Raw genomic sequence first — 13,515 nt, 5'->3', positions numbered from 1 at the left:
TTTATTTAATAGTCAGTCAATGTGGTGCCCGGATAATAAAATTTTAAAATTGAACTATATGAATCTCCTGAATCCGCTCTTGCCTTAGCGCCGTATTGGCTCATACCGATGCCGTGTCCATATCCCTTTCCGCTGATTGTAAAAGCAGAACTGTTTTGACTGACGGTCACATAAGTGCTTTTAAACACGGAGGCTCCGATCATCGTTCTCAGTTCAGTCACCGGCACAGTCATTGCAGATGTTTTATTTGCCTCGTAATTTCCGTTGTTTTGTTTGACAGCGTAATTCACTTTCAAAGTTGCTGTTTTAGCCCGCTGTCCTTTAGTTGTTCCGCTGAATGTAAAATCTTCTATTTTTAAAATTTTAATGGCGGAAGCGCCTGTTTCCTTATTTTTCAAAATCCAATTTTTAATACCGCTCAGTTGAGATGCATTTGTCTCATTCTTTGAAGCAAACCAAGAGGCCGGCTTATTTACATCAATTGAATCCGGATTGATTTGCTGCTTAGAAAGCGTCAGACTCCAGGCAGTTTGAGGATCTTTTGTGTCTTTTTTCGCAGTTAAATAAGGAACGCTTGAACCCCATACTTCGCCGCTTGATTCTGTATAACCGCCATTACTTGATGAATAAGCCGCCGTAATTAAATTCCCTTTGTAAGTCAGCACCTTATTTTTTGTCTGCTGCACCGCTTTCGTTGTATTGGCATTCCAGCTGTACCCGCCATATACTTGAAAAGCAGTAGTATCAGCAACAGTGCTCCCGGTCTTCGTAATTGAGTATGTTCTTGCCGCAACCGTTTGCGCCTTCAGCGCTTCAAGAGACCAGCTTGCAGGCATTTCATTCGGTACGACACCTTTTAAATAATCTTCAAAAGGAATGTTTTCATTTACAGGTCTGATATATTTGCCTGACTCTATTGAAAAATTAACCGTCCCCAAGTATTCTTTTCCATTCAAACTGATCCGGTTGGATTCATTGTACGTTTCCGGTTTTATTCTCAATGAATTCCCATATGTTTTAATATGATTAAGATTTAACTTTCCATTATTGATTTGTAAGTTGTATGTGCTTCCGCCGGCTAAGTAAAAATGGTTTGAAAGCTCATTTTCAACCGCGGCGGAAATGGAGCTTGTACTTCCGATAAAGTCGTATGCATACGACGCCTTCTCTTTTGTCACTGATTTAGCTGCTGAAGGAACATCATCTTGTTTGATATATAATATTTGGCTGTTTTTTTTGGCGGCTAAAGAAGCGCCAACCAGGACATCAGCATATTTCGTTCCATTAGTCATGACGACTTTATCAGCCTTCAACTTTAGCTGATTAATAATATTAGCAGTCAATTCATACCGTGTTGATCCGGGTATTCGCTGCACAGTTGAAGTTTTTTTAATTTGATTTTCTACAGCATCACTCACGCTGAACGAACTCCCGATAATTATGACTTGCTTCGGAAGATCATAATCCGGCAATTTATCCTTTTCAGTCAGTAAAATGGGATAGCCGTTTGCAGCAGCATACGGAGCAATGGCTAAAGCGTCTTGAAAAACATTCCCTGTTACAACAATTGCTTTATCGTAATTCCCCATTTGTTTTGCAATGTTTTCAGACAGAACATAACGGTTTTTCCCGCTGATTCTTTTCACAGCTCCATAAGACTTAAGCTTATTTTCAACGTCCTTTGAAATGCTTTTAGCCCCGCCGATGACCAGAATATTATCGGGATTGAACTTGGCAATCTGTTTTTCTGTTGTTTTTGTCAAAGTGTCCGGCTGTGTAAATAACACCGGCGCATCCAATTTTTTCGCCAGAGGAATTACTGGTAATGCGTCGATAAAAACATCACGATTGACGAGAATAACGGTTTTAGGATTCGTCCATTGGGAGTCAGATGCAAGAGCCGCCGTCTCATATCGGGATGCCCCCGAAAAGCGGTTGGTTACAGACACATGATCACCGGTAACCTGATAAAAACCGGTTGGAGATAAAGAAATGCTTGATTGATTTCCTATGTAATTTGTCAGCTTAACAGATATATTTGAATCTGCCGCAAAGGAAACCGCCGGTATAAGCAATATAACAGCAGCTAGAGTCAGTCCTATTAAATGTTTGCAAGTTTTCAAGATTACAGCGTCCCCCTGTTCATTAATTTGCCGGTTCGATATCCTTCAGCATAAGCTGTCCCTTGCTATTTTTTTGATATTTTACTGTCACTTTGTCGCCATTATCCAAATTCTTAACATCGTCGGCTGATTCTTCAGTGATATCAAAACTTACTGGTTCATGATCCACAGTGACTTCTATTGTATGAGTATCCGCCAGTCCTACATAAGTGCCCTCTTTCGTGACCAGCTTTTCACCCGCATCCTCGCCCTGAGATTTTTCATTGTTAACTCCGCACCCGGCGAGAAGCAGTATAAAGAACAAACATCCGAAAATTTTTTTCATTTTTTTCACCTCAATATGGATTATCGACATTATATTATTATTTTAAAGAAAAATTAAGAAACATTGAAACTTTTTTCGATAACATTCGACTATATTAGGATTTATTGTATTCTATTATAAAAAAATGCATTTGCTGGGAGTCCGATTTCCAATTAAAACAGATGAGGTGTATTGAGATGAGAAGTAAACGAAGAAAAAAGAAAAAGACTTTGTTACTGGTCTTTCTGACAATCATCGGTATTTTTATTTTAGTTTCCGGCGGCTTTACATACTACCTATGGCATAAAGCGGCATCAACCGTCGCAAGCATTCACGAAGACATTAACAAATCGAATAAACGCAGGACTGAGGTGAAAATAAATAAACACGAACCGTTCTCTGTCTTGATCATGGGAGTAGACGAACGTAAAAATGATAAAGGAAGGGCAGACTCGCTCATTTACCTTACAGTCAATCCAAAGACAAAAACAACGGAAATGGTCAGTATTCCGCGTGACACTTATACAAAAATTATCGGCAAGGGCACGATGGATAAAATCAATCATTCATATGCATTTGGCGGTACGCAAATGGCAGTAGATACTGTGGAGAATTTCTTGAACCTGCCTGTAGATTATTTCATTAAAGTAAACATGGAAAGCTTTAAAGATGTCGTTGACACTTTAGGAGGCATCACTGTCAACAGTACATTCGCTTTCAACTATGACGGTTATTCCTTCAGCAAAGGCAATATTTCATTAAACGGTGATGAAGCCCTCGCTTACTCACGAATGAGAAAAGAAGATCCTAAAGGGGATTTCGGCCGCCAAGACAGACAGCGGCAGATTATAGAGGGTATTATCAATAAAGGGGCAAGTATCTCTTCTGTCACGAAATTCGGAGATATGTTTAAAGTAGTAGAGAACAATGTAAAAACGAATTTAACCTTTGATGATATGTGGGATATTCAATCCGGTTATAAAGATGCCCGCAAGAAAGTGATTCAGCATGAGCTGAAGGGTGACGGCACCAAAATTGACGGAATTTACTATTATAAAGCAGATGAAAATGGACTTGCCTCCATTACTAAAGAATTGAGAAGCAACCTCAACCTTTAAACTAATGCAGAAAAAGCAGCTTCGCATACTTTATGCGGAGCTGCTTTTTTGTTACACTTCAAAAGAATCAGGATGCTCTGAACGCAGTCCGAATTGATAGAGCAGTCCCTCAGCAATCCTTCTTGACGCCATGCCATCTCCATAGGGATTAGATGCCCGCGACATTTTTTCATATTCCTGCTTGTCTGTCAGCAGCTGTTTTGCCATCTGATAAATCGTTTCTTCATCAGTACCGGCTAATTTCAGAGTGCCCGCCTCCACTCCTTCGGGCCGTTCAGTAGTATCGCGCAATACGAGAACCGGCTTTCCTAAGGAAGGAGCTTCCTCCTGAACGCCTCCTGAATCAGTTAAAATAAAATACGACCTTGACGCAAAATTGTGGAAATCAATCACTTCAAGAGGTTCAATTAAATGGACGCGCTCCGAATCACCAAAGTGCTTATCAGCAGCTTCACGTACAGCAGGATTCAGGTGTACCGGATAAACGACTTGCACATCGCTGAATTCATCTGCGATCCGGCGGATGGCTTTAAACATATGTTCCATCGGCTGACCTAAATTTTCCCGGCGATGCGCCGTCAGTAAAATCATTCTGTCATTGCCGATTTTCTCAATAATGTTATGGGAATATTCAGAGTGAACCGTTGTATGCAAAGCATCAATCGCTGTATTTCCAGTAACAAAAATGGAGCTTTCTTTTTTATTCTCATTCAATAAATTTTGCTTCGCTTGCTGAGTCGGAGCAAAGTGGATATCAGCAAGCGCTCCGGTCATTTGGCGGTTCAATTCTTCCGGAAAAGGTGAGTATTTGTTGCCCGTCCGCAATCCGGCCTCCACGTGTCCGACTGCAATCTGGTGATAGAAAGCTGCAAGGCTTCCGGCAAAGGTTGTTGTCGTGTCACCATGAACAAGAACAATATCAGGTTTGATTTCCTTAAACAGGCCGTCCAGTTTTACCAGGGCGTTTGAAGTAATTTCAGCCAGCGTCTGCCGTTCTTTCATAATATTCAAATCAAAGTCAGGCTTAATTTGAAATGCGTGAAGAACTTGATCCAGCATTTGTCTATGCTGTGCAGTCACAGTGACATATGATTCTATTTCAGGGCGTTTTTTTAATTCGAGCACAAGGGGCGCCATTTTTATCGCTTCAGGCCTTGTACCGAATACCGTCATGACTTTAAGTTTTTTCATATCTCTTTCTCCTGTATCAAGTTTGTGATCATTTTTCATTATCAACCCATTTTACACGATATGATCCGCCGGTTAAATATCTTGTATTATTTTTCCCCTAAATGAAAAAGGATATATCATTAAGGCTTTACGGATAAAACTTGTTTAATAATGGTTTATCTTATATCATTAAAAGTGTTAAAAATGAAATATCGGGTATACAGAAAATATCAGCAAGCCTGAGTCTGTATAGATATCATAACTTATATTTAAGTGATGCTAAGGAAGGTGCTTTAAAGTGAAAAAAGTACGCAAAGCCATAATTCCCGCTGCAGGTTTAGGGACACGCTTTCTGCCGGCAACAAAAGCCATGCCGAAAGAGATGCTTCCGATTGTAGACAAACCAACGATTCAATACATAATTGAAGAAGCGGTTGAAGCGGGTATTGAAGACATTATTATTGTTACGGGAAAAAGCAAGAGAGCCATTGAAGACCATTTTGATTACTCACCAGAGCTGGAAAGAAACCTAGAAGAAAAAGGGAAGGTCGAACTCTTAGAAAAAGTCCGAAAAGCCTCTAATCTTGCTGACATTCATTATATCCGGCAAAAGGAGCCAAAAGGTCTTGGACATGCCGTTTGGTGCGCACGTAATTTTATCGGTGACGAGCCATTTGCCGTCCTTCTCGGAGATGATATCGTTCAAGCTGAAAAACCAGGGCTTCGCCAGCTGATGGATGAATATGAAAAAACACTTTCTTCCATTATAGGGGTTCAGCAAGTGCCTGAAGAAGAAACCCATCGTTACGGAATTATTGATCCGCTGACAAGTGAAGGCCGCAGATATCAGGTGAAGAACTTTGTTGAGAAGCCGGCTCAAGGGACTGCTCCGTCCAATCTGGCAATACTGGGACGTTATGTCTTCACTCCTGAAATCTTCATGTATCTTGAAGAACAGCAAATTGGTGCCGGAGGAGAAATTCAGCTTACAGACGCTATTCAAAAGCTGAATGAAATCCAGCGGGTTTTTGCTTACGATTTTGAGGGCAAAAGATATGATGTTGGTGAAAAACTAGGTTTTATTACCACTACATTAGAATTTGCGATGCAGGATCGTGAACTGCGTGATCACCTTATCCCTTTCATGGAAGACCTGTTAAGAAAAGATGAATTATAAGAAAAAAAGCTGTTGGATTTATTCCAACAGCTTTTTATTTTAAAATGCAGGTTAAAGTTTGATTATCGTTATTGATAATAAAAGCGTATTTATCATTTGCCGCAATAAATTGCCGATCACTGCTGCCCTTTATAACACCTTTATTATTCAGGGATAGATCTGCCGGAGTAATAGCTGATATTCCTCTGAAAACAAGCTGCTCGGCCTTGCCATTATTCACTGCATAACTGACCTCGCCATTTTTAAGATATAGCGTCTCCCGGCCGTTCACCACTTCTTTCTGCAGCTCTTTCATTTCTTGCTGGATATCATTAACGCGCTCACCAAGATGCGACACAAGTTGATCAGCATCACCCTGCTTTACATACGGAGAAAAAGCGGATGCTTTCACATTTGAAATTTTTTCGTTATAGACCGCTGCGTTTTCCGGGATATAGTACGTTTTATTGTTGACCTCGATCTTTGCTGATTGCCTGTCTTCAGATACCACTTTTACCTGAGCACCGAACGGAATAAGGAAGTCCGCCTTTTTTTTCAGCTCTGTATCTTTATAGGCCTGCGTCTGGTCTTTTAATACGAAACCTTTTTTGTTCACCAATATCTGGTCTTTCCCCTTGTTAACATCATCTTGATATCCGATCTTACCGAACGAAGCGATCGTACGAAGCGGGGCGCTGAAAAACATGGTTCCGGCCATAAACACAAGCAGTATTGATAAAATAGCAATTTGAACAGCATTGACTGCTGATCCGGATTTATTTTTTTTCTTTTGTTCCTTCACAATTGCCTGCTGCTCAGGCGATTCTTTTTTACGTTCAGCAACCTGATCTTTCTTATATTTCTCTTTGTCTTTTTTGGAGAGCTTATTAAACCAATCGATAAATGCTTTGTACTCTTTGACTACGGTTTTAGTATCGTCGAACATTCTTAATTCACCATAGTGCATCCAAGCCACACGGTCACACATTTTTTCAATCTGACCGATGGAATGACTCACAAAGAAAATGGTTTTTCCTCGTTCTTTAAATTCCTGGATTCGGTCGACACATTTCTGATAAAATGTCTGATCCCCGACAGAGAGGGCTTCATCAATGATTAAAATATCCGGATCTATATGCACGGATATCGCAAAGCCGAGGCGGGACTTCATACCGCTAGAATAGTTTTTCACCGGCTGATTAATAAAATCACCAATCTCAGCAAACTCAACTATGCTTTCATACATCTCATCGATTTCTTTATTGGTCAGCCCCATCATTAAACATTTGAGTCTAATGTTATCCCGGCCCGTCAAAGCATTATTTAAACCGGCTGCAATCGCGATCAGCGACGGCTGGCCGTTCATTTCAATTTCACCGCTTGTCGGCGGTATTACTTTTGCAAGCAGATTGGACATCGTCGATTTACCCGATCCGTTAATTCCTACAAAGCCGATTGTCTCCCCTTCATATACATCAAAGGAGACATTTCGCACAGCGAAAAAACCGTTATCTTTAGCAGGGAAAAACAAACCTTTTATTTTGTCCGACTGTTTTTCATAAAGATGATACTGCTTTGAAACATTTCGAAACGAAACCTTTAGTTTCATTGTACAATCTCCTTACGTATTAAAGAAAGTCAATAAACTTATCTCTGAATTTCATGTGTAAAACAGAACCGACTGTTAATAAAAATAAGGTAAACAGCCAGAAATACAGTGTATACTTCACATCTTGAAAGAACCACTGGCCATCTAAGAAACTGTTCCTGAATCCGTCAATAATATAGAACAGCGGATTCAGCTTCAGGACCGGCACCAATTCCGGGTGATCTGCCCCCAGTTTCGAGTGAATGTCCCAAAAAATCGGCAGCAGGAAAAATAAAAGTCTTGTCACTGCCTGCAGAAGAAACTGATAGTCTCGGATCAGCACGCTGATTGTCGAATTAAACAAGCTGAACGAAAATAAGAAAGCCATCAGACAAACAAAATAATAAATATATTGAAGCCAATGAAGGCTCGGATAGATTCCGCTGGCGAGCAATGCAATGATATAGATCACCATCATAATTGCATAACTGAACAAATTAGAAGCGATGGCGACAGACGGCAAAGAACTGATTGGGAAATTCATTTTAGCAACCATTTTAATTCTTTTAAATACACTATTTGATCCGTCCAGTATTGTCGGGCTTATAAAAAACCACGGTATCAGACCTGCAAGCATCCACAGAATAAAAGGCACTTCTCCGGCACCTGTAGCCATCGGCCCCCCTTTTCTGATCCCCAATCCAAAAACAAACCAATAGGCGAGCATTTGAATAAGAGGATTTAAAAACTGCCATAAAACGCCTAAATAATTCATTTGATATTTAGACTTTGTTTCGTAGGCCGCTAATCGCATGATTAAAGGAAATGATGTTACTTGCTCTTTTAGTATTTTCACTACAGCATTCATTTTAATCTTCCTTAGGTTGATTTGATTTTATAAAGCATCGCTGATAATTGTACCAGAAATCAAATTTTTTTTCACTTTCAAGCCGCATGCAAATGCTGCTAAAAGGTTTGTAAAGCATAATAGAAAAACCCCTTGATACAAAGGGGTTTTTCTATTATTCAGATTCAAACACAATCTTTACGACTTTCTCAGAAGAATGTCCTGACTCAAGGTAACAGAATTTGTCATAAAAAGGTTTGAATGAAACCGGGTGCTGATAATCCGGTGATGAAATATGTTTAATTGCCTCGATCGTTTCCTCTGTCGTTTTCACTAACGGACCAGGGGCATCTTTCTCAAAATCGAAGTAAAACCCTCTGAGTTTATCCCGGTATGTTTCAATATCGGGAACAAAAAACAGCATCGGGCGTTTCAGATTTGCAAAATCGAAAAATACAGAAGAGTAATCGGTGATTAACAGATCTGAAATCATATACAATTCCCTAATATCTTCGTGTGCAGAAAAGTCGTAAGCAAACCCTTCAAACGGACCGAGGTCAAAATTTTCGGCCACAAGATAATGCATTCTCAGAATAACGAGATATTCATCCCCGAGCTCTTCCCTTAATTTATGCAGGTCTAAATCAAGGTCAAATTTATAACGCCCTTTAGCATAAAACTGGTCATCTCTCCATGTCGGCGCATAAAGAATAATTTTCTTATCCTCAGGCAGGTTTAACCTTCTTTTTATCGCTGTGATTGTCTCATTATTATTGTCATTATGAAGAAAATCATTTCTCGGATAACCTGATTCGATCATAGTTTTATCGAATTGGAAGGCGCGCGCAAATATCTCAGACGAGTAGGCATTAGGGGAAATTAAATAATCCCAATTGGATGCCTCTTTAATAAAATTCTTTTTATATTTTTTCGTATTAGTACCCGGCATATGAACTTCTTCCATATCCATTGCAAGTCTTTTTAAAGGCGTCCCGTGCCATGTTTGAAGATAGGTTGTATGTTCCGGCTTTGGAATCCATAAAGGCAGACGGCTGTTGACGACCCAATATTCTGCCCGCGCCATAGCAAACAGCCACTTGATAGAAAGCCTGTTAATGTATTGAATGCCCTTCTCTTTAAAAGGCGCTGCATACTGTTTATTTACGCTCCAATACATTTTATATTCCGGGTGATTGATTTGCATGTATTCATAAATTGCTCTCGGATTACAGCTGTATTGTTTGCCGTTAAAGCTTTCAAAAATAATGGTCTTGCTTTTAACTGGCATTTTGCTCGCCATTCTGAAAACAACTTTATAACCTTTCGTAATAAGGGAATTTCTGCGTTTTTTCAGTTTTTTCATTTTGGAAATGAAACGTTTTTTCTTCCCTTTTATGAAGTATCTCATCCTTGTTTTCAGGCTGTAGTCGTTCACACGGATACAGACAGTCTGCTTTTTCTTCTTTTTATATACTTCATATCTGACCGGCCCGCTGTCTTTATTCACAACGCTTATTAGGCCTTTCAGTTTATTTTTTCTGTCTCCGAGCACAAGCGGAGTGCTGCTGAGAACAATAGGTTCAGCTTCGTCGTTTTCACAATGAAACTCCATAAACATACGGTAGACAAACCGTTTTTCCAGAGAATAAGGAATATCTTTTAATGGAATTTTTATTTGGAAATCAAAAATTTCAGGGGTGAATGCATCTTCCCGAAGCTGTTCAATATTCTCCGTTTTTTTCGTCATTTCAATAGGGAAATGTTTTTCTACAGGGTCTTCTCCCCCTTTTTTAATGACAAATTGCAGGTTTTTAACTGAAAGCTGATTCTCCGAACTTAGATATCCTGCATACCCTGAAATCATAATCTCTTCTGCCTTCAGCTGAATCTCATCAAACTTCACAATCTTCGCTTCTCTTTTTACCTTTAAGGAAAAATTCCCCTTATCGGTTGTATAAGGCAAAATTAACAGCTCAGTCGTATGATCAAGGTGGTAGGCACGCTCAATCGCTTCAGCTTCCACAGATAAACGCACCTGCTGAGGCTGTGCTTCTTCTTCTTCCGCTTCCGGTTCACCAAGTACCACATAAAAATCATAAGTCTGTCCCATTTCTAAAGGTTCAGGAAACGAGTGAATATTAATTGATGCGCTGTATTGAGCCGGGCTCTCTTTCTCTAAAATAATAAAGTCCTCGGCTCCGGAACGCCGTTCTTTTAATTTTAAATAACATTTCACTTCCTCAGCTAACGGTTCTTCGCTTTCAAGTGAAATAGAGAGCGCCAGATCGCCCACATTATTTTTTAAGCTTTTCAAAATACATTTACTCACAGTATTTTCATCCATACTTATTTTCTGCTCCTTGTATTAAAGCTCTTCACTTTGCCGATTTACTTAATCGATGTGATCCTTTTTGTTTAACTTAATAGAGAAATTCCCTTTCACAGTCGTATAAGGTTCGAAAGTATATCCGTTATTCATAAACCGTTCCTTTTCGCCGAAAATAACTTCACGGCTGGATACCCTTCTAAGAATACTGATATGGTCAGCTGTTACAAACTGAATGTAAAAGTCAAGAACCGAAGTATGATTAGCATCGATTTTTTCTTTTTTGATATCCTTTTCAAAATCAATAGTAAACGGCTGAGCCGGTTGATCAGCGGATACGGAGATGATTTCAGCTTTGTTTTTCCGATCAATCCCGACCAGTCTGACTTTTTCAAAGCCATCATTCTGATCGCACACTGAAACGCTGATCGTCAATCCGGTGCCGTTATTTTCAAAGGATGTAATCGGCTGTTCTTTAGAACCCGCTTTTTCAGCGAGCCGTTCCTTTTCTTTTCTCACTTCAATCATTTTGGAAAGAGCATATGACCAATTTTTAATATAATTTGGTTTTGAGTATTTCTCAGCCATTTTAAAGGCCTGACGTGAAAATTGTTGATGAGTGCTGTCATCTCTCATTAAAGAGACAATGGCCTCGGCTAATTTTTCTATATTATATTGCTCGATTACATAGCCGTTTACTCCGTCTTCTACCAAGCTTCTGGCACCGTAATCATAATCGTAAGTTACCACAGGGCATCCGTTGCTCAATGCTTCCATGTTGGACAGACCGAAGCCTTCAAAGTGAGAAGTTGAAATTGTCAGCCACGCTTTTTGAAACTCGTAATCAGGGTTATTCGTGTAGCCTTTCAGCAATACATTTTTCTGGAGGTTTTGAGCTTCAATTTCCTTTTTGATTTTTTCTGTATCTTCTCCGGACCCGAATATTTCCAGTTTTGCATCCGGGATTTCATTTACGACAAGTTTGAACGCTTTAACGGCATGCGTCAGGTTTTTCATTGCGGCAAGCCTTGAGATAATAACCGCTTTATTTCGTTCACTCGGAACGTTCAGTACCTCTTCATCAAGCGGTTTATTAATGGTATGCGGCGTAAAAAAGAAAGTCTCTTTTTCCCCTGTAATCAAGGTGAAATCTGCAATCTGCTCCTCAGTAATAAAAAATACAGCATCCAGATTATTCATCTGGCCAAAAACTTCTTTATAACGCCCTTTGATCTGGAATTTATTATCACCATAATGTTTATTGTGAATAATCGCGGCATAATATGATGACGGCGCTTTTTTCACTCTGAAGACATGTTTGTCCTGAGGTCTGCTGTCTACCAGAAATAGTTTAGGCTGATCGTTTTCATTTTGAAGAACGTCTATCCAATACCGGCGCAGCTCAGATTCATCTCTAAATGTTAATGGACCTTCCTCCGTGTACCACGTAAAATGGGTAAATTTCACTTCTTCACTTTGGCTGTCCCACATGTAGTGTTTTTCCAGGTAAACGACACTTTCGCTGTTGATAAACTCCTGAAGGAAAATTTGATTAATCTTTGTGTCAAAATGAGACACAATGACGGGTTTTCCTTCTTTATTGTATTCTTCTCTTTTGATTACTTGTTTCTCATCATTCAGATAGTCTACGTAACGCACCGCCGCACCGCCTGAATAATAGGAAAGAATATAATCATTTGATGATTTGCCGAAGATTTTTGAAATTGCCTTGCTTACTTTCCCCTTGCTGACATGTCTTTTTATTTGATCCAGCTCAATTTTCTCCGAATAAATCCGCTTGCCTTTTGTTTTTTTACTTAAAAAGTCATCATACATGTTTATAACTTGAGTGTATTCAGAGTCAGCTTTTCCCTTTTCAAACAGCTCGTTCTTTTTTCTAGCAAACTCTAAATCAAATCTAAAAGTAAGAAAGGCGGTTTTCTTTTGGCTTTCTTCTCCGAATAGTTTAGAACGCAATAATAGTGATTTGGTCAGACCGCCGTAATTATCCGGCAGTCCGCCTGAGATAAAATAATACATCATATCGGGAAGCTCATTATTATAGTTAATAGGCTGATTGGACAAATTTTTTCTCCCTTTCACCATATGAATTTAGTAAAACACTGCAAAATAATACTATTCCCGCAGATTAAATTAGCAAAACCAATTTAAGCATCAAAAAGTACTTCTTATCAATAAATAAGAAGTACTTTGATGGTTTTTCACTCAATCTATTATAATTCCGTATTACACCCCGGCAATTTCTTTTTTAATCTGTGTGGTGGAAATGCCTTCGGTTCTAGGGAGGTAGATGACTTCGCATTGATCTTTAAGGAAATCGAATTTGCCTTCCCAATCGTCTCCCATTACGAACACGTCGATGTTGTGATCCGCTACGTCACGTACTTTTTGATCCCAGCTGTTTTCCGGAATGACTTCGTCGACATAACGGATCGTTTCCAGAATCAGCTTTCTGTGTTCATAGCTGTGGTAGGCCTTTTTTTGTTTTTGCAGGTTGAACTCGTCTGTTGAGATGGCAACAACAAGGTAATCTCCAAGCTGCTTTGCGCGCTCAAGCAGTTTAATATGACCCCAATGCAGTAAATCAAACGTACCGTAAGTAATGACCTTCTTCATGAAACAAAAGCTCCTTTCTATCATCATACGTATAACAAGCAACTGCTCTGAAATGCTGCGCAGCTGTATCCTTAATCACTAAAGTGCCAATTTCGTACTCATGGAACCTCATTATATCACATAGCCCTGAAAAGGTTAAGCCAATGTAAAACGAAGTTAAAATCCACTTATTAACAAATGTTATTACAATAGGAGTTTAGCAGGGTTTTTGCGCGTATGATTAAAGAAATTGTTATCTTATTTATA

10 protein-coding genes are annotated in these 13,515 nt (G+C 39.4%); 2 read left to right on the top strand and 8 right to left on the bottom strand.

The window, feature by feature from the left end; genetic code table 11:
* Window positions 1–5: 5 nt before the first annotated feature.
* Together NQS30_RS01250 and NQS30_RS01245 are read right to left on the bottom strand one after the other, a co-directional pair.
* Window positions 6–2,123, bottom strand: coding sequence for a SpoIID/LytB domain-containing protein (locus NQS30_RS01250; RefSeq protein ID WP_015240696.1), 2,118 nt, complete (start codon window positions 2,121–2,123; stop codon window positions 6–8).
* A gap of 22 nt (window positions 2,124–2,145) precedes the next feature.
* Window positions 2,146–2,448, bottom strand: coding sequence for a membrane protein (locus NQS30_RS01245; RefSeq protein ID WP_017418804.1), 303 nt, complete (start codon window positions 2,446–2,448; stop codon window positions 2,146–2,148).
* 176 nt (window positions 2,449–2,624) lie between these two features.
* Between NQS30_RS01245 and tagU the strand changes: the two genes are divergently transcribed.
* Window positions 2,625–3,545: a polyisoprenyl-teichoic acid--peptidoglycan teichoic acid transferase TagU gene (tagU, locus tag NQS30_RS01240; protein WP_015240698.1), complete on the top strand. Its 921-nt coding sequence runs from the start codon at window positions 2,625–2,627 to the stop codon at window positions 3,543–3,545.
* Between the two features lie 51 nt (window positions 3,546–3,596).
* Here tagU and wecB read toward each other — a convergent pair whose 3' ends face one another.
* On the bottom strand, window positions 3,597–4,736 hold the full coding sequence (wecB, locus tag NQS30_RS01235; protein WP_015240699.1) for a non-hydrolyzing UDP-N-acetylglucosamine 2-epimerase: 1,140 nt from the start codon (window positions 4,734–4,736) through the stop codon (window positions 3,597–3,599).
* 277 nt (window positions 4,737–5,013) lie between these two features.
* On the opposite strand from wecB, the gene galU reads away from it, so the two are divergent.
* Window positions 5,014–5,892 carry a UTP--glucose-1-phosphate uridylyltransferase GalU gene (galU, locus tag NQS30_RS01230; protein WP_015240700.1) on the top strand — a complete coding sequence of 293 codons (879 nt, stop codon included), beginning with the start codon at window positions 5,014–5,016 and terminating at the stop codon, window positions 5,890–5,892.
* 34 nt (window positions 5,893–5,926) lie between these two features.
* Here the strand turns inward: galU and tagH are convergent, their stop codons facing one another.
* The 5 genes from tagH to tagD all read right to left on the bottom strand — a co-directional run bounded on the left by tagH (window position 5,927) and on the right by tagD (window position 13,269).
* Window positions 5,927–7,480, bottom strand: coding sequence for a teichoic acids export ABC transporter ATP-binding subunit TagH (gene tagH, locus NQS30_RS01225; protein ID WP_025285364.1), 1,554 nt, complete (start codon window positions 7,478–7,480; stop codon window positions 5,927–5,929).
* Between the two features lie 19 nt (window positions 7,481–7,499).
* On the bottom strand, window positions 7,500–8,327 hold the full coding sequence (tagG, locus tag NQS30_RS01220) for a teichoic acids export ABC transporter permease subunit TagG (protein WP_015240701.1): 828 nt from the start codon (window positions 8,325–8,327) through the stop codon (window positions 7,500–7,502).
* Between the two features lie 154 nt (window positions 8,328–8,481).
* Entirely contained in the window at window positions 8,482–10,650 is a 2,169-nt protein-coding gene (gene tagF, locus NQS30_RS01215) for a teichoic acid poly(glycerol phosphate) polymerase (protein WP_015240702.1), read from the bottom strand.
* Window positions 10,651–10,698: 48 nt separating this feature from the next.
* Window positions 10,699–12,717 carry an alpha-glucosyltransferase N-terminal domain-containing protein gene (locus tag NQS30_RS01210; RefSeq protein ID WP_069006928.1) on the bottom strand — a complete coding sequence of 673 codons (2,019 nt, stop codon included), beginning with the start codon at window positions 12,715–12,717 and terminating at the stop codon, window positions 10,699–10,701.
* Between the two features lie 162 nt (window positions 12,718–12,879).
* Window positions 12,880–13,269: a glycerol-3-phosphate cytidylyltransferase gene (tagD, locus tag NQS30_RS01205; RefSeq protein WP_003151361.1), complete on the bottom strand. Its 390-nt coding sequence runs from the start codon at window positions 13,267–13,269 to the stop codon at window positions 12,880–12,882.
* Window positions 13,270–13,515: the final 246 nt, after the last annotated feature.

The organism is Bacillus sp. B1(2022), from assembly GCF_040259625.1.
Taxonomy (GTDB): Bacteria; Bacillota; Bacilli; order Bacillales; family Bacillaceae; genus Bacillus; species Bacillus velezensis.
Note: the sequence above shows the minus strand (reverse complement) of the source record. Positions and strands in the feature narration are given on the sequence as shown.

Bases quoted from the DNA above. Each gene is read 5' to 3' on its own strand.
- NQS30_RS01245 (WP_017418804.1), bottom strand. From the start codon at position 2,448: ATGAAAAAAATTTTCGGATGTTTGTTCTTTATACTGCTTCTCGCCGGG.
- tagU (WP_015240698.1), top strand. From the start codon at position 2,625: ATGAGAAGTAAACGAAGAAAAAAGAAAAAGACTTTGTTACTGGTCTTT.
- wecB (WP_015240699.1), bottom strand. From the start codon at position 4,736: ATGAAAAAACTTAAAGTCATGACGGTATTCGGTACAAGGCCTGAAGCG.
- tagH (WP_025285364.1), bottom strand. From the start codon at position 7,480: ATGAAACTAAAGGTTTCGTTTCGAAATGTTTCAAAGCAGTATCATCTT.
- tagG (WP_015240701.1), bottom strand. From the start codon at position 8,327: ATGAATGCTGTAGTGAAAATACTAAAAGAGCAAGTAACATCATTTCCT.
- tagF (WP_015240702.1), bottom strand. From the start codon at position 10,650: ATGGATGAAAATACTGTGAGTAAATGTATTTTGAAAAGCTTAAAAAAT.
- tagD (WP_003151361.1), bottom strand. From the start codon at position 13,269: ATGAAGAAGGTCATTACTTACGGTACGTTTGATTTACTGCATTGGGGT.